The sequence below is a fragment of the Mycoavidus sp. SF9855 genome (assembly GCF_024582735.1).
GTDB lineage: Bacteria > Pseudomonadota > Gammaproteobacteria > Burkholderiales > Burkholderiaceae > Mycoavidus.
This window is the reverse complement of the sequence record NZ_CP102085.1, coordinates 40,650-58,459: the sequence shown is the minus strand read 5'-3', so window position 1 is coordinate 58,459 and position 17,810 is coordinate 40,650. Positions and strand designations below refer to the sequence as shown.

The following is a 17,810-nucleotide window of genomic DNA, read 5'->3' as shown; positions in this document are numbered from 1 at the left end:
AGGGTGAAAGCTCTATTTAATACTAGACAATACCTGCCACTGTCCATTCACCACTTTATAAATCGTAATATCGCCATGCTTCAAATCGCCACGTGCATCATAAGCGAGCATTTTCATGGTGATTGACGGCATTTCAGTTTTAGCCAGCAAAGGTAAATATTTTGCCGGCTCGGTTGAGTCAGCTTTTTTCATTGCATTAAACATTGCCATCGCACCATCGTAGGCATAAGGCGCATAGGTTTGCGCATTTTCGTTAAAACGCTTTTTATATTTATCAGCATATTCCTTACCACCTGGCATTTCGTCAAGAGACTGCCCTGCCAATGAGGCCACAGTACCTTCGGCAGCTTTGCCGGCAAGCTTTAAAAAGGTCTCTGATTTAACCATCTCGCCGGCCATCAATACGGCTTTTATATCAAGCGCTTGCATCTGTTTAACCAGCGGTGCCGCTTGGGCATCAGCGCCGCCATAGAAAATTGCTTGCGGCTTGACGCGCTTGAGCTTGGTTAGAACCCCCTTAAAATCAACGGCTTTATCGCTGCTATATTCACGGCCAATGATTTTGGCACCCGCAGCTTTAGCCGCTTTTTCGAATTGATCCGCTAAACCTTGACCATAAGCCGAGCGATCATCAACGATAGCAATCCTTTTAAAGCCGAGATGTTTGACTGCAAAAGCGCCAATCACCGCCCCCTGCTGAGTATCCGAAGTCATCATACGAAAGGTTGTTTTAAAACCTTGTTGGGTATATTCGGCCGCAGTCGCCATCGCGATTTGAGGAATGCCTGCATTGGCATAAATACGAGACGCTGGAATCGTAGTCCCCGAATTGAAATGACCTAGCATCCCTTTAATGCCCTGATCGACAAGCTTTTGCGCTACGGTAGTACCCGTGCGGGGATCCGCCTGGTCATCTGCCGTATTCAGCACGATCCGAATCGACTTACCCGCAATTGTGGGTTTAGTTGCATTGAAATCTTCTACCGCAAGTAGGATGCTATTCTGGAAATCTTGGCCGTAATGTGCTTGCGCCCCCGTCAGCGGTGCCGCACACCCAATTTTTACCTCCTCGGCGGACTGTGCAAAAGCCATCATGCCCATACACAACCCTGCTAGCATCATGCGTATTACTTGCTTAATCATTCGTTCCATTGGTCCCTCTGTGTTTTGATTGGTCAAAGCGATATTAGCTCGTCTATCACCGAGCCTGTTTTAAAGGTGCTGGTTAAGTTTCGTTAAACTCAATTACGTGATCGTCATCAAACTTGCATTACCCCCCGCGGCCGCTGTGTTGAGGCTAACCGAGCTTTCGCTTAAAAGCCGCTCCAGGATATAATCGTCTTCATTCGAAGCCAGTGCTCCAGTCGCCACGCTCTGTATGCCAATCAGCGGACCCGGGCGCGCCGCAATGCGCTTAACAAGCGTTTGTAACAGCGCCCGCTCCCCCTCGAATAATACTGCATCAAACGGATCTTCAAGAGAGCGCTCTACGCTGACATGGTGCTTGAGGATTGCGGGAAGAGTCTGAACCCATGCCATATCAGGATGGTTGTGGCTAGGCTCAGCATGATGCTGCGTGATGCCTGGGGCAAGCAGCGCATGATTTCCCGTAGCTAACGCGGCAGCTAGTTGTGCGCGCGCTCCGCTTAGCGTAGCTGCCTCGCACCTTACGGTCCCGCGGCACTTCAGCGAATAGGTGTTTTCTTCGCCCGTTGGGCCAGGTAGGATAAAGGTCGAGCCAACGATGATTTGTTTTAAGTAGCGCTCGCAACGCAGCGCGGTCAGCGCATCATTTTGTGCGGTCAGCCAATCACGGTATGCAGTCAATCTCGCCACCGCAGCATGAGTCGTTGCCGTCTCGACTAAGCTCCCGTTGCGCGGAGCTTGCCGCCACGTCAACCTAGCGGGTGCTTGCAAGGGCCGTTGCGACAGCAAACGTAGCAAATAAAGCGGCCCTCCCGCCTTGGGCCCGGTCCCCGATAAACCTTCGCCACCAAATGGCTGTACGCCAACCACTGCACCAATCATATTACGGTTAATGTAGAGGTTGCCAACCCGCGCACCTTCGCTGACATAGGTAATGGTTTCATCAATCCGCGTATGCAGGCCAAGCGTTAGGCCATAGCCCGTGCGGTTAATCGCCTTAAGTAAGAGATCAAGAGCCGGACGGCGATAGCGGATAATATGCAACACGGGGCCAAATACTTCATGCTTTAATTCATTGATTGATTCAATTTCAATCAATGTTGGCAAGACGAAGGTGCCATTAGAAAAACCACCAGTGGCCGATGCGTCAAGCAAACGTGGCTGAAACACTTTATGCCCTTTGGCACGCATGGTCTCGATATGGTTTTCAAGCGCCGCTTTAGCCGCCGCATCAATCACTGGGCCAACATCCGTCGCCAGATAACCCGGGTTGCCGATCACCAACTCTTGCATGGCCCCTTTGAGCATCGTCAAGATGCGCTCAGCAACCTCCTCTTGCACGCATAGAACCCGCAGGGCAGAGCAACGCTGGCCCGCCGAATCAAACGCCGACACCAGAACATCGGCGACGACTTGCTCGGCCAGCGCAGATGAATCCACAATCATGGCATTTTGCCCACCCGTTTCTGCGATCAATGGAATCGGTTTACCATAACCATCAAGCCGAGTAGCCAGTGTTCTCGCAATCAGCCGCGCCACTTCTGTTGAACCGGTAAACATCACGCCACTAATGCGCTCATCAGCAACCAGCGCGGCCCCCACTGTCTCGCCTGCGCCTGGCAACAACTGCACGACGCCAATCGGCACTCCCGCTTCGTGCAAGATCCGAACCGCCTGCGCCGCAATCAGCGGCGTCTGTTCAGCAGGCTTTGCCAGCACCGGATTGCCCGCTGCCAAGGCAGCAGAAATTTGTCCCATAAAAATTGCCAGCGGAAAATTCCACGGGCTAATGCAAACGATTGGCCCAAGCGGGCGATGCGTTTGGTTAGAAAATTCATGGTCGATTTGCGCTGCATAATAGCGTAAGAAATCAACCGCTTCGCGTATTTCGGACACCGCGCTCGCCAGCGATTTACCGGCTTCTCGCACCAGTAAACTCATCAGCGTATATTTTTGCGCTTCAAGTAGATCGGCCGCCCGCGTCAGACACGCTGCACGCGCTGCCGGCAGCGTCATTTGCCAACCAGGCGCTGCGGCACATGCAATCGCCAAAGCAGCCTTCACTTCAGCTACGCTAGCGTCAATTATCGTACCGACAATGTCACCTTTATTAGCGGGGTTAAAACTATTGCGTACTGGGCTATTGCCGTCCATCTCTATGTCCGCCCCCAGGATAGGCGCTGCCTGCCATTTCATATTCATGCTGGCGTACAAAACAGAAGATAGCCGAGCTAGCTGATTTTCGTCCGATAAATCCAGTCCACTTGAATTAACACGCTCATTCTCATAGAGATCACGCGGCAACACAATTTTCGGGTGGGCAGCCCCTAGCGGGGTGACCTTTAAAGCCTCTTCAATCGGATCGGCAATAAGTTCATCAAGGGTCACTGTTTCATCCGCGATGCGATTAACAAATGAAGTATTGGCCCCATTTTCTAGCAAACGCCTAACCAAATAGGACAGTAAGCTTTCATACATGCCCACCGGCGCATAAATCCGGCATGGGCGTTTTATGCCACAGCGGTTATGGAGCGCTTCATAAAGTGGCTCACCCATGCCATGTAGACATTGAAACTCATATTGGCCCGCGTAATAATCCGGGCCGGCCAAATGGTAAATGGCCGCCAGTGTATGAGCATTATGGGTGGCAAATTGCGGGTAGATCGCGGCTGGCGCGGCGAGCATTTTTTTGGCACAAGCAAGGTAAGAAACATCCGTATAGATTTTACGCGTATAAACCGGATATCCCTCTAGCCCGTCAATTTGCGCGCGTTTGATCTCGCTGTCCCAATACGCCCCTTTAACCAAACGCACCATCAACCGGCGTTGGCTGCGCACGGCTAAATCAATTAAGTAATCAATCACAAACGGGCAACGTTTCTGATACGCCTGGATCACAAAGCCTAAACCATTCCAGCCTGCGAGCGCCGGATCAAAACACAACGCCTCTAACAGATCAAGAGACAGCTCCAATCGATCTGCTTCCTCGGCATCGATATTTAACCCAATATTGTAATGATGAGCAAGCGCTGCGAGAGCATGCACGCGTGGCAAGAGTTCAGCCATAACACGATCTTTCTGCGCCCGCGCATAGCGCGGATGCAGCGCAGACAATTTGATTGAAATACCGGGTTTAGCATAAATATCATGCGCCCCAGCTACTTTGCCAATGGCGTGAATGGCTTGTTTATAAGCCATAAAATAAGCTTGGGCATCTTCGTCTGTGAGCGCCGCCTCGCCCAGCATGTCATATGAATAAAGAAAATTGCGCGCTTCAAGTTTGCGGCTGTTGGTCAGTGCTTGAGCGATTGTCTCACCACACACAAACTGTTCGCCCATCAGTTGTATGGCGAACTCCGCGCCTTTGCGAACCAATGGCTCACAGCCTTTACCAATCAGTCGAGAAAGCGCAGCAAACAAACCTATCTCACTATGACTCGCGACTAATTTGCCGCTCAGCATTAAGCTCCAAGCCGCCGCGTTCACAAATAATGAAGATTTTTGAGCGATATGCGATTTCCAGTCACCGTGGCTAATCTTATCTCGAATCAATGCTTCACGCACAGCGCTATCAGGAATACGTAGCAACGCTTCGGCCAAGCACATCAAAGCCACCCCCTCTTGACTCGACAAGGAGAATTCGTGAAGCAATTCTTTAATGCCGCCGCCCACAGATTTAGTGCGCAGCGCTTTAACCAATTCACCGGCAAGCGTACGCGCCGTAACGCTTTGCTCAGCCGTTAAATGGGCTGCATCAATAAGAGGGATAATGGCATCAGCTTCTGGGCGCCGGTAGGCAGCTGTAATTGCTGCGCGTAGTGACGATTGAGGTTGCTTGAGAGGTGTCAGCATCTTTTTTTGTTTCTTGAATGAGAAGCAAAGTTAGGCCAGTGTATGTTTAGTCATTGTTATCACTCTCTAAGCTAGGATGCATAGTCAAAGTCAGCTCACTACCTAAAGCCTGGATAACCCGTAATACTCCCTCAAGCTGGATAGTCGGCTTGCCCGCCTCCAGTTCGACCAGAAAACGCACCCCCACATTGGCGACTAACGCCAGTTGTGGTTGCGTTAATTTAAGTTGTTTGCGGGCATGGCGTAGCGCAGCGCCCAAATCTACCGAGGTATGAATAACAGCCATAATAATTTCCTGTTCGGGAAATTATCTGCCTAAATCTCAATCAATGCAACAAAATTTCCCGATCAGGAAACAATTCTGAGCTAATTTAGATATCAAGCGGATCGACTTCGAGCGACCAGCGCACAATCCCTTTGACTTTGAGCGTACGCAAATGAGGCTGCCATAAATGTAATGCGCTTTGCAGCGCGATGCGCGATGGGCTCTCCAGCAGCAATTGAGCCCGATGTACATTCATGACTTTAACTACGGCCATGGGTACAGGGTCATAACATGTTACCCGTTCAGCGCCAGACAAACCATTCAATAATTCTATCCCCTGCATCAGAAAAGCCTGTGCGGCTTCTAAGGTACGGGCCTCAGCACGGAGTAGCGCTTGGTAAACAAAGGGCGGCAAACGCGCCTGCCGCCGCTCCGCAAGGGTCGTCGCAGCAAAACCCGCATAGTCATGCCGGGCCAGCGCTTCATACAGAGGATGCTGCGGGTAACGCGTTTGCAGCAGGACCTCACCTTGACCGGTGCGACCTGACCGTCCGCTGACTTGCATTAACTGGGCAAAGAGCCGCTCGCTCGCTCGGAAATCATGCGAAAACAGCGCAGCATCCGTATTCAATACGCCCACCAGCGTCACCCGCTTGAAATCATGTCCTTTTGCGATCATTTGCGTGCCAACTAGAATATCTGCCTCACCTGCATGTACCTCTGCGAATAACGCCTGTGCACTTCCTTTGCGACGCGTACTATCCGCATCAATGCGTAAAATCCGAGCTGTCGGCAAAATCGCGGCGAGAGTCTCTTCAATTTTTTGTGTGCCTCGCCCAAGCGGAGCTAAATCAAGATTGCCACAATCCGGGCAAGCACGCATGATAGGGGCTTGCCAACCGCAATGGTGACAGCGCAATTTCCGTTCAAGCTTATGCAGCACAGTATAAGCACTGCAGCGCACGCAACCGGCGACCCAGCCGCATGCATCGCAAGCAAGTACGGGCGCATAGCCACGCCGGTTTAAAAAAATCAGACTTTGCTCGCCCCGTACTAAGCGTTCCTGCAGCGCCTTAACCAGAGAGGATGACAGCCCTGAGTTTGGGGCATGAGCCGTGTGACTGTTACCGTCCATATTGATCAAGCGCACCGTTGGCAGCACTGCCTCGGTATGCGCGCGCTGCGTCAGCGTTAGCCGGGTATAGCGGCCCTGTGCAACTTGCTGCCAGCTTTCAAGCGACGGTGTCGCCGAGCCCAGCACAATTGGAATATTCAGTTGTTTCGCACGCCAAACGGCCAAATCACGCGCAGAATAACGCAACCCTTCTTGCTGTTTATAAGCCGCTTCATGCTCTTCATCCACGACAATTAACGACAGCCTTGGCAACGACGCTAACACAGCTAGCCGAGTCCCCAACACAATACGCGCCTGCCCTGTATGTGCGGCCAGCCAATGCCGCGCACGCACACCTTCGGCTAAACCACTGTGCAAAGTGACAATGGCTTGCGCAGGCCAAGCCGAAAAGCGCGCTCGGAAGGTCTTTTCAAATTGGGGCGTTAGATTAATTTCAGGCACCAACACCAGCACCTGAGCCAAAGGGTCACGCGCCAACAAACCGGCCACCATTTGCAAGTAGACTTCCGTCTTACCGCTACCCGTTATCCCATATAGTAAAAAAGGAGAAAAACCTCGCGCTGAATTTAGCGTGCGCAACACCTCCGTTTGCTCAGGGGTTAGAGTCCGCTCCACAATCAGCGGTGCTTGGGTGTCCGCCATGATGGGGAGAACGGCCAGCGCGCTAGCCTTAGGCTCACCGCTTAACGGTACGGGAGAAGCCGGGATCAACAGCCGCGGCCAGCGTTTTGCATTGCGTAGCGCTGGCGGCAGCGATGGTAATGCGACTTCACCTAGTGAGCGTTGGTAATAATCAGCGGCAAAGGCCAATAATGCCAACCATTGAGTTGACAGCGGCGGACAATCAGCCCAAATAGCCTCGAGCGTACGTAAGCGTTCAGTGGGTATGTCACTATGCTCGACCACCTCACACACTAATCCGACTAAGGACCGCCTACCAAACGGTACAGACACCAACTGACCGGGTTGAGGCGCCGGCAAAATAGTGCAAAGGTAATCAAACAGCGTTGGGATAGGGTGGTCTAAGGCGACACGAACAATTAAGCGACTCATTACAGACGTTTGCACGCAATCTCCAAAACGACGCGTTTGATATACGAAATCAACAGATCAAATTTAAAGTAATGCATACAATAAACAGCTAACTACCGGATTTCTTGGCTTTTTTTTAGCTTTCCACAAATCCTGTGGATAACTTTGTTGAAAACTCGCTCTTTAGCCGCTGAAAAGGCCAAGACAAAGGCTTTACCTTAGTTTGCCCAGTTTCGAAGCAATTTTCACAAATCCTTATTAATCAACCACTTAGAAAAAGACAACGGTACTCTTTTGCTATTTATAAAAAATTTGACCCACCTCTTGCAATAGGCGGGCTAATTGTGTATAAGTCGCGCACTTAGCCAATCGGCCTATCCCCCTGATAGAATCTACCTAGGAACCGACCGAGTACTCACTCAAGACTTAGGCTCGGGGGCCGACTGCACGCGCAATGAGCGGCTATAAGAATGAACTTCATCGACCATTTCAGCCACATGCTCAGGAGGCGTTAAAGGCAAGATACCATGGCCAAGATTGAAAATATGGCCAGCTTGATTGCCATAACTATCCAAGATTGAACGCACTTCGGCACGAATGGCAGCCGGCGAGGCAAATAGCACCGTTGGATCGAGGTTGCCCTGTAAGGCCACACGGTGGCCAACACGCTCACGAGCGTGGGCCAGATTCACCGTCCAGTCAAGACCAACCGCCTGCGCACCAATCGCCGCAATTTCCTCTAGCCATTGGCCACCACCTTTAGTAAACACAATCACCGGTACTTGCTCACCATTATGTTCACGCTTTAGGTTTTGGATAACAGCTCTAGTATAGGCCAGAGAAAACTGCTGAAATTTACCATCAGCCAACGCTCCGCCCCAGGTATCGAAGATCATCACAGCTTGCGCACCCGCGTCGATTTGCGCATTGAGATACGCCGCGACAGCCTGCGCATTAATCTCAAGTATGCGGTGCAACCAAGCCGGATGCTGATAGAGCATCGCTTTAACCAGGCGAAAATTGTCAGAGCCGCCGCCTTCGACCATGTAACAAGCAAGCGTCCACGGACTACCAGAAAAACCTATCAGCGGTACACGCTGTTGGCCATTGGCATTGGTCAGCGCGCGCCGGATCTGGGTAACGGCATCGGTCACATAAGACAGGGTCGAATCAATTGCCGGTACCGCCAGCCGCGCGATATCAGCTTCGGTCCGCAGCGGACGGGCAAAACGCGGGCCTTCACCGGTTTCAAAGCTTAGACCAAGCCCCATCGCATCGGGAATAGTCAAAATGTCCGAAAAAAGAATCGCTGCATCAAGAGGATAACGCTCTAGTGGCTGCAATGTCACTTCAGTAGCGTAGTCAGGATTTTTCGCCAGTGCCAGAAAACTGCCAGCGCGGGCGCGTATGCGGTTGTATTCAGGCAGATAGCGACCCGCCTGGCGCATTAACCAAACCGGCGTATGGTCGGTAGGCTCGCGTTTAAGCGCACGTAAGAACGTATCGTTTGATACAGACTGCAACATTTTATTACTCCTAAAACCGCTTAAATCCACCAGAATGCCACTAACGGTTTCAGCAGGCCTCTTGGGCCCGCTTTTTTTATTCTAGTCAATGCTTGTTGCCAACCATCTTGCGTGGCTGTACCCAGGCATCGAACTCAGCCTCGCTGACATGGCCAAGAGCCAGCGCCGCGACTTTTAAAGTGGTGCCTTCACGGTGGGCTTTTTTCGCGATTTGTGCTGCTTTGTCATAGCCGATATGTGGGTTTAGCGCGGTCACCAACATCAAGGATTCGTTTAACAACGCATCAATACGGTCACGGTTTGGTTCAATGCCAATGGCACAGTGGTCGTTAAAGCTTTGCGCGCCATCTGCGAGTAACCGAATCGATTGCAACACGTTATGCGCAATCATGGGCCTGAATACATTCAATTCAAAATTACCGCTCGCGCCACCGAAGTTGACTGCCACGTCATTACCAAATACTTGACAGCACAACATGGTCACGGCTTCTGCCTGGGTTGGGTTAACTTTGCCCGGCATGATTGAGCTACCCGGCTCATTTTCTGGAATCAACAATTCACCCAAGCCACAACGCGGCCCACTCGCTAGCCAACGGATATCATTGGTGATTTTCATCAAACCAGCAGCCACTGTCTTCAGCGCGCCATGCGCATGCACCAGTGCATCAGCCGCCGCCATGACTTCAAATTTATTGGGTGCGCTGACAAAGGGAAGGCCGGTAAGTGAGCTAATTTCTGCGGCAACTTTATCGGCAAAAGCTGGGTGCGCATTGAGGCCAGTGCCAACGGCGGTACCGCCCAAAGCGAGCTCATACAAATGAGGCAGAGCCGCCGCCAAATGGCGCATTCCCTGCTCAAGCTGTGCCACATAACCAGAAAATTCTTGACCAAGCGTAAGCGGCGTCGCATCTTGTAAGTGGGTGCGCCCGATTTTAACGATATCTGTAAAAGCCTGCGCCTTCGCCGCCAATGTATCACGCAGCGTTTTTAAGGCCGGCAATAATGTATTCGCAATCCCATCCGCAGCCGCAACGTGCATCGCGGTTGGGAAGACATCATTGGACGATTGTCCTCGATTGACATCATCATTCGGATGGATCTTACGCGCCTCTCCGCGCTCGCCGCCCGTTAATTCACTCGCACGGTTCGCAATCACCTCATTCAGATTCATATTCGTCTGAGTACCTGAACCCGTTTGCCAGACCACCAACGGAAATTCATCAGGGTGCAGGCCGGCGATGATTTCGTCAGCAGCCTGAACAATGGCATTCGTTTTATCAGCAGGTAATAGATCAAGCGCATGATTCACGGTGGCGGCTGCGCGTTTAACCTGGGCGAGCGCTCGAATCAATTCAGGCGCTTGTTTTTCATTTGAGATTTTGAAATTGTGCCGTGAGCGTTGCGTCTGTGCGCCCCATAAGCGAGCTGCAGGTACAGCGATGTCACCAAATGTGTCACGTTCAATGCGAGTTTTTTCTTTCATGTGCGGAAGTCTGGACGGCTAAGAAGAACAAGCCGAACATTATATACCGACTCAAAAGGCTTCAAACTTATTCAAAAGAGTTTATTGAGCGTGACGGCAGCGCTCATTACGCCAATCATAATGAATGTCAGTCTAATGGTTAGAGTGAGTCCAAGTTTATCGAGCTTAGCGTCAAAACGCTCCGCCATCGTATGCATATCGTTACGCAAGGATTCATGCTTATTATCCATGTCCTTACGTAGCATCTCATGCTTGGCATCCATGTCTTTACGCAACAGCTCATGCTTAGCGTCCATGTCTTTGCGCAACAGCTCATGTTTGCCATCCATGTCGTTACGCAAGATACCAATTTCTCGCTGCAGATCTTCTTTAGTTGCCAACTGCTGCAGATTGCTTTCAAAAATCTCAGCCAAAACTTCAGCCTCTGCCTCAGCCTGGGCAACAGGAACGCCAGCACCTTGGAGGCGTTTAACGAATTTCAGCGTGTCAAAAGCGGCAAGCGTCATAGCAACCTTCCTTAGTTCTCTTAAATCTCTCAAATCTAGTGTATGTAGCATTTTTCAACTCATATAAGATTTGCTGTCGCTCATATGGATAGACAAAGAATTTAACTCGTTGATTTAATATTAAACCAAGATTGAGAGATATGCAAGCTAACTTCGATTCCGACGTAATCGCTGAATAGCGGCCAACTGAGCTGCTGCATAAGCCAGCTCCGCTTGGGCCGTCGCATATTCAACGTTTGAACCCGTATTTTGTAGGGCCTCTTCAGCCTCACGGCGCGCTTGCTCAGCTTTTGCTTGATCAAGGTCTTGGCCGCGAATGGCTGTATCAGCTAACACAGTCACCACGCCCGGTTGAACCTCAAGTATGCCGCCAGCAACAAAGATAAACTCTTCAGCGCCGCCTTCCAACTCAATCCGCACTGCGCCAGGGCGGATCCGGGTCAGTAATGGTACATGGCCAGGCAAAATACCCAACTCGCCTTCTTCGCCCGGAAGCGCAACAAATTGCGCCTGCCCCGAGAAGATTTGCTCCTCGGCGCTGACGACGTCTACTTTGATGGTTGCCATATAAATTCCTGCGTGAAACCCGCTTTACTGGATTGTCTTGGCTTTTTCAAACGCTTCGTCAATCGTGCCAACCATATAAAATGCTTGCTCAGGCAAGTGGTCACATTCACCATCAGCAATCATCTTGAAGCCACGAATCGTTTCGGCGAGTGGCACATATTTACCTGGCGCACCGGTAAAGATTTCCGCCACATGAAACGGTTGCGATAAGAAGCGCTGCATTTTACGCGCGCGAGAAACGGCTAACTTATCTTCTGGTGCAAGCTCATCCATGCCAAGAATCGCGATGATGTCGCGCAGTTCTTTATAGCGCTGCAAAATCGCTTGCACGCGGCGGGTGATCGTATAGTGCTCTTCACCAATCACGTTTGGATCAATCTGACGTGAAGTTGAATCGAGTGGATCCACTGCCGGGTAAATACCCAATGAAGCGATGTCGCGGGATAACACAACCGTCGCATCCAGGTGACCAAAGGTCGTAGCCGGCGAAGGATCGGTCAAGTCATCGGCGGGCACATACACTGCCTGCACCGAGGTAATCGAGCCTTTCTTCGTTGAGGTAATACGCTCCTGTAGGCGGCCCATTTCTTCGGCCAGGGTTGGCTGATAACCCACGGCGGATGGCATCCGGCCAAGTAAAGCGGAGACCTCAGTACCGGCTAACGTGAAGCGGTAAATATTGTCGACGAAGAACAAGACATCACGCCCTTCATCACGGAAGTGCTCGGCCATGGTCAAACCCGTCAAGGCTACACGCAAGCGATTGCCTGGCGGCTCGTTCATTTGACCATAGACTAACGCAACCTTGTCAAGCACGTTGGAGTCTTTCATCTCGTGGTAAAAGTCATTACCTTCACGAGTCCGCTCGCCAACCCCGGCAAAGACGGAATAACCACCATGCTCTTTCGCAATATTGTTAATCAACTCCATCATATTAACCGTCTTGCCGACCCCAGCACCACCAAATAGTCCGACCTTACCGCCCTTGGCAAATGGGCAGATTAAATCGATCACTTTAATGCCGGTTTCAAGCAATTCAGTGGACGGAGAGAGTTCGTCAAACTTAGGGGCTTTTTGATGGATTGAACGCTGATGCTCGCTATCAATTGGACCCGCCTCATCGATCGGCCGACCCAACACGTCCATAATGCGGCCCAACGTTGGTTTACCGACCGGTACTTGAATCGAGTTACCGGTATTTTTAACTGTCAGACCGCGACGCAAACCTTCAGATGAGCCTAGGCAGATCGTGCGCACGACGCCGTCACCAAGCTGTTGCTGCACCTCAAGAATGAGTTCGGAGCCTTCTAGCATCAGTGCATCATAAATTTTAGGCATCTGTGCGCGCGGAAATTCGACATCAATCACCGCACCGATGCACTGTACGATTTTGCCTTCTGCCATCGTGGTACTCATCAATTTTCCTTTAGCTATCTTTAAAGATTTTAGAATGGGTTGCTTGCCCATCAGATCATGTTTTGGGCCATTACAAAAGACCGTTAAACCGCTGCCGCACCACTTACAATTTCGGACAATTCCTTCGTAATGGCGGCTTGGCGGCTTTTGTTGTAGACCAACTGCAAATCGTTGATCACCGTCTTAGCATTATCCGAGGCTGCTTTCATCGCAACCATGCGGGCCGACTGTTCAGATGCCATATTTTCCGCTACGGCTTGATAAACTAGCGTCTCGACATAACGTAGCAGCAATTCATCGACCACCGCTTGCGCGTCTGGCTCGTAAAGGTAGTCCCATGCATGAGGCTGACTAGCCTGCGCAACATGCCGCGCCGTAAGCGGCGTCGCATTATGCTCACTACGCTGGCTAAAGCGCTCACCGGCCAACGGCAATAACTGCTCGATCACCGGTTCTTGTTTCATTGTATTAACGAAACGAGTGTAGGCTAGGTACACTGCATTGAGCTTGCCTTGGGCATAAGCGTCAAGCTGTACTTTAACCGCGCCAATTAATTTTTCCAGGTGCGGGGTGTCGCCCAACTGCACCACATGCGAGGTTATTTTGACACCCATACGGCTCAAAAAACCAAAGCCCTTGCCACCAATTGCAGTTGCTTCGATCCGCAAACCTTGCGCTTCAAGCGTTTTAAACTTTGCCATCGCGGCACGCAAAATATTTGTATTCATACCGCCGCACAACCCTTTATCGGTTGTCACCAGAATGACGCCGGCTTGCTTGGCAGCTTGATTTTGCGTGATGAACGGGTGCTTGTATTCGAGACTCGCCTGACTCATATGAGCCGCAATCTCTCGTACTTTTTCAGCATAGGGACGAGCCGCGCGCATACGCTCTTGCGCCCGGCGCATCTTTGAGGCCGCCACCATTTCCATCGCTTTGGTGATCTTACTCGTGTTTTGGACACTTTTGATCTGGCCGCGAATTTCTTTCATGCCCGCCATTCATCACTCCTGATTTTGCTTTGAAAGCCAGCTCTTGCGTGCGCCCAGCCTTCTATGCTCCGCATTTTGCGCATCAGAGACCTCAAGCGATTGACCGTTTAAAATCTTTAAGCACTGCGTGTAGCGCCGTTTCATCACTTGCGGAGAGCTCTTTTTTCTGCTCAATACGCTGCACCAAATCAGCATGGCTAATTTTGAGGTGTTCGCGCAAGCTTTTTTCAAAGCTAGCGACTGCGTTGACTTCAATCTCGTCAAGATAGCCATGATTTGCAGCGAAGAGCGCAACCGCCAGCTCCCATACTTGTAATGGATTATATTGCGGCTGTTTAAGCAACTCCGTCACCCGACGACCACGCTCAAGCTGTTTGCGCGTAGCTTCATCTAAATCAGACGCAAATTGTGCAAACGCCGCCAACTCACGATATTGTGCGAGATCGGTTCGAATCCCGCCTGACAATTTTTTAATAATCTTAGTTTGTGCGGCACCGCCAACACGTGAGACCGAAACCCCCGCATTAATCGCCGGCCGAATGCCCGCATTAAAGAGATCGGTCTCCAAAAAGATCTGACCATCAGTAATCGAGATAACATTGGTTGGCACAAAGGCGGTTACGTCACCCGCCTGGGTTTCAATCACTGGCAGCGCCGTCAGTGAACCACTTTTACCTTTTACTTTGCCTTCGGTAAATTTCTCAACGTAGGCTTCGCTAACCCTTGCCGCCCGCTCAAGCAAGCGCGAATGTAGATAAAATACATCACCGGGGTAGGCTTCACGGCCAGGTGGCCGGCGCAATAGCAGCGAAATTTGACGGTACGCCCAGGCTTGCTTAGTTAAATCATCGTAAATAATCAATGCATCTTGACCACGGTCACGGAAATATTCTCCCATCGTGCAACCTGCATAAGGCGCGATATATTGCATCGCAGCCGAATCTGAGGCTGCAGCACTGACAACGATGGTATATTCAAGCGCACCATGCTCTTCAAGCTTGCGCACTACATTCATCACCGACGCTGCTTTTTGACCAATCGCAACGTAAATACAGGTCAGGTTTTTACCTTTTTGATTAATAATGGTGTCGATTGCGACTGCAGTTTTACCTGTTTGGCGATCACCAATAATCAATTCGCGTTGGCCACGGCCAATCGGCACCATTGCATCAATTGATTTCAGCCCTGTTTGCACAGGTTCTGAAACAGATTTACGCCAAATCACGCCTGGCGCAATCTTTTCAATTGCATCGGTTTCTTTGGTATTAATCGGGCCCTTGCCGTCAATTGGCTGACCCAACGCATCTACTACGCGGCCAATCAACTCTGGCCCAACAGGCACTTCAAGAACGCGGCCCGTGCACTTTACGATATCGCCTTCAGAAATATGCGTGTACTCGCCCAAGATAACCGCGCCCACTGAGTCACGCTCAAGATTTAACGCAAGGCCAAAAGTCTGCCCAGGAAATTCAAGCATTTCGCCTTGCATCACATCAGAAAGTCCATGAATGCGACAGATCCCGTCCATTACGGATAAGACGGTTCCCTGATTGCGAAGCTCAGTGCCAGCTGTAAGACCTTGAATCCGCGTCTTAATAAGTTCACTTACTTCCGCAGGGTTAAGCTGCATATTTTGCTCCTAATCATTCAATTCTGTGAAAGCCATCTGCTATGCTGTGAGCGCTGAACGCATCTGCGCTAACCGTGTGCGCACTGACGTATCATGCACTTTATCGCCAACCGTGACGCAAATCCCGCCAATCAGAGCCGGATCTATTGTCACATGCGGCTTGAGCTTACAGCCAAATTTGCGCTCTAGCGCGACCAGCAATGTTGATAACGCTTCGCCCTTAAGCTCAAAAGCACTGGTAATCAGCGCATCTGCAGCGCCTTCGCTGGCGTTTTTCAGTGCATCAAACTGTGTCGCGATTTCATTTAAAACATGAAGCCGGTGCATATCAGTGAGTATTTGCACAAGGTTGTTAAGCTGCCCGGCTTGTTCAGCAGCAGCAGGCAAAGTCACCCCCGACAGCAGCAATTCGTAAATTTGCGCACGCTCTATCTTAGGGTTAGTTACCACGGCATGCACTTCAGGCAAACTAGCGATATGCGCCAATTGCTGCAACCAGCCAGACCAAGCGGCAAGGTTACTGCCTTGCGCCGCCTGAAAAAGCGCTTCAGCATAAGGGCGAGCGAGTGTAGCGAGTTCCGCCATAGTTAAAGCTCGGTTTTGAGTTGCTGCAATAATGCAGCATGCGCTTTACTGTCAATTTCGCGCCGTAAAATTTGTTCGGCGCCCTTAACTGCGAGCTCAGCAACCTCATTGCGCAATGCTTGCCGGGCAGCCACAAATTGCTGCTCAGCTTGCGCCTGGGCTTGCGCCACAATGCGCGCCGCCTCGCTTTGCGCATTACGCTTGATTTCTTCAGCGGCTACCTGGGCCCGCTTTTCGGCTTCAGCAACACGTTGTTGACCTTGCTCGCGCGCTTGCACAAGGGTCTGCTCAACCTGCTTATTCACCACGGCCAACTCAGCTTTGCCCTTTTCCGCCGCGGCCAAGCCGTCGGCGATTTTCTGAGTGCGCTCATCCAGTGCATTGATCAACGGAGGCCACACGAATTTCATCGTAACCCATGCGAGGATCAAAAACACCATCGCTTGCGCAACGAGGGTTGCGTTAATATTCACGATGTGCCCTTATTCTGAAAATACACTGGGTTCTTTAGCTTGCCAATGGCGCAAGCAATGGATTAGCAAAAGCAAACAACATTGCAACCCCAACGCCAATCAGAAAGGCCGCATCGATCAAACCCGCTAGCAAAAACATTTTAGTTTGCAGTGGGTTCATCAATTCTGGCTGACGTGCGCAAGCCTCGATATATTTACCGCCCATCAACGCAATACCAATACATGCGCCAATTGCGCCTAGACCAATAATAATGCCGATCCCTATCGCAGTAAGTCCTTGGATATTGGAGATAAAAGCTTGCATGACAACTCCTTGATTTAAAATTTAAAACAAAAATTAATGACTATCGTGTGCTTGACCCAGATACACCAGCGTCAGCATCATAAAAATAAATGCCTGCAACAACACAACTAAGATATGGAATATTGCCCACAAACTTCCGGCCAGCACATGACCAGCAAAACCAAAAATGGAAGCATCTAAACTGAAACTCCACAAACTACCAAGCAGGGCAATCAACAAGAACAACAACTCTCCAGCATACATATTGCCAAAGAGCCGCATACCCAGTGAAATGGTCTTAGCAAGATATTCGATAACATTGAGCAATAAGTTAAAAGGCCATAGTGCAGGGTGCTTACCGAAAGGCGCCGACAGCAGTTCACGTGTAAAGCCACCCAGACCTTTTACTTTAACACTGTAATACAACATTAAAAGCAATACCCCTAGGGCGATCCCTAAGGTCGCATTTAGATCAGCGGTCGGGACAATACGGTGATTAGGAATCACGCTGGCTAAGCCAAGCCAGCCAATTATTTTCGCTGGTAAATCAACGGGCAGCAAGTCTAGCGCATTCATCAGCGCGACCCAAAGAAATACCGTTAAGGCAAGTGGCGCAATAAAGCGGCGGCTACCATGAATCATTGATTTCGATTGGCTTTCGACCATCTCAACCAGAATTTCAATAGCACACTGGAAGCGGGATGGCACGCCACTGGTGGCACGCCGCGCTGCAAAATAAAGCACGCCAATCGTAACCAAACCCATTAGCACCGACCAAAATAGGGTATCTATATGCCATACTGAAAAATCCACAATTGAAGTTTGTGGCTTATTCGAAAAATTCTGCAGATGGTGCCCAATGTACCCAGAGGGGTTTAGGGTATGAGTTGCTGTATCGGCCGTCATATCTCAAATTTAC

The 17,810-nt window shown here is 50.6% G+C and carries 14 protein-coding genes and 1 pseudogene; all 15 read right to left on the bottom strand.

Annotated elements, in window-relative coordinates:
* Positions 1 to 12: 12 nt before the first annotated feature.
* The 15 genes and pseudogenes from NQD60_RS00205 to atpB all read right to left on the bottom strand — a co-directional run bounded on the left by NQD60_RS00205 (position 13) and on the right by atpB (position 17,797).
* Complete coding sequence (locus NQD60_RS00205; protein WP_257100592.1) at positions 13 to 1,152, bottom strand: branched-chain amino acid ABC transporter substrate-binding protein; 1,140 nt, start codon at positions 1,150 to 1,152, stop codon at positions 13 to 15.
* A gap of 93 nt (positions 1,153 to 1,245) precedes the next feature.
* Positions 1,246 to 4,980: pseudogene (gene putA / locus NQD60_RS00200) on the bottom strand (trifunctional transcriptional regulator/proline dehydrogenase/L-glutamate gamma-semialdehyde dehydrogenase); the annotation flags it as partial.
* Between the two features lie 64 nt (positions 4,981 to 5,044).
* Complete coding sequence (locus NQD60_RS00195) at positions 5,045 to 5,284, bottom strand: type II toxin-antitoxin system Y4mF family antitoxin (RefSeq protein ID WP_257100591.1); 240 nt, start codon at positions 5,282 to 5,284, stop codon at positions 5,045 to 5,047.
* Between the two features lie 85 nt (positions 5,285 to 5,369).
* Positions 5,370 to 7,451: a primosomal protein N' gene (locus NQD60_RS00190; protein WP_257101313.1), complete on the bottom strand. Its 2,082-nt coding sequence runs from the start codon at positions 7,449 to 7,451 to the stop codon at positions 5,370 to 5,372.
* 398 nt (positions 7,452 to 7,849) lie between these two features.
* Positions 7,850 to 8,956, bottom strand: a complete 1,107-nt coding sequence (gene hemE / locus NQD60_RS00185; protein ID WP_257100590.1) for a uroporphyrinogen decarboxylase — start codon at positions 8,954 to 8,956, stop codon at positions 7,850 to 7,852.
* An 85-nt stretch (positions 8,957 to 9,041) separates the two neighbouring features.
* Complete coding sequence (fumC, locus tag NQD60_RS00180) at positions 9,042 to 10,439, bottom strand: class II fumarate hydratase (protein WP_223692914.1); 1,398 nt, start codon at positions 10,437 to 10,439, stop codon at positions 9,042 to 9,044.
* Between the two features lie 71 nt (positions 10,440 to 10,510).
* Complete coding sequence (locus NQD60_RS00175) at positions 10,511 to 10,945, bottom strand: CCDC90 family protein (RefSeq protein WP_257100589.1); 435 nt, start codon at positions 10,943 to 10,945, stop codon at positions 10,511 to 10,513.
* 147 nt (positions 10,946 to 11,092) lie between these two features.
* A complete protein-coding gene (locus tag NQD60_RS00170; protein ID WP_045363887.1) occupies positions 11,093 to 11,512 on the bottom strand; it encodes a F0F1 ATP synthase subunit epsilon in 420 nt (139 codons plus the stop codon).
* 24 nt (positions 11,513 to 11,536) lie between these two features.
* Positions 11,537 to 12,928: a F0F1 ATP synthase subunit beta gene (atpD, locus tag NQD60_RS00165; RefSeq protein WP_257100588.1), complete on the bottom strand. Its 1,392-nt coding sequence runs from the start codon at positions 12,926 to 12,928 to the stop codon at positions 11,537 to 11,539.
* A gap of 83 nt (positions 12,929 to 13,011) precedes the next feature.
* Positions 13,012 to 13,929, bottom strand: coding sequence for a F0F1 ATP synthase subunit gamma (atpG, locus tag NQD60_RS00160; RefSeq protein ID WP_257100587.1), 918 nt, complete (start codon positions 13,927 to 13,929; stop codon positions 13,012 to 13,014).
* An 82-nt stretch (positions 13,930 to 14,011) separates the two neighbouring features.
* Entirely contained in the window at positions 14,012 to 15,550 is a 1,539-nt protein-coding gene (gene atpA / locus NQD60_RS00155) for a F0F1 ATP synthase subunit alpha (RefSeq protein ID WP_257100586.1), read from the bottom strand.
* Between the two features lie 39 nt (positions 15,551 to 15,589).
* Positions 15,590 to 16,135, bottom strand: coding sequence for a F0F1 ATP synthase subunit delta (locus NQD60_RS00150; RefSeq protein WP_257100585.1), 546 nt, complete (start codon positions 16,133 to 16,135; stop codon positions 15,590 to 15,592).
* A 2-nt stretch (positions 16,136 to 16,137) separates the two neighbouring features.
* Entirely contained in the window at positions 16,138 to 16,608 is a 471-nt protein-coding gene (locus NQD60_RS00145) for a F0F1 ATP synthase subunit B (RefSeq protein WP_257100584.1), read from the bottom strand.
* Positions 16,609 to 16,642: 34 nt separating this feature from the next.
* The gene (gene atpE / locus NQD60_RS00140) at positions 16,643 to 16,912 is read right to left on the bottom strand and encodes a F0F1 ATP synthase subunit C (RefSeq protein ID WP_223692896.1); all 270 of its coding nucleotides are present in this window, start codon (positions 16,910 to 16,912) and stop codon (positions 16,643 to 16,645) included.
* A gap of 33 nt (positions 16,913 to 16,945) precedes the next feature.
* On the bottom strand, positions 16,946 to 17,797 hold the full coding sequence (gene atpB, locus NQD60_RS00135; RefSeq protein ID WP_257100583.1) for a F0F1 ATP synthase subunit A: 852 nt from the start codon (positions 17,795 to 17,797) through the stop codon (positions 16,946 to 16,948).
* Positions 17,798 to 17,810: the final 13 nt, after the last annotated feature.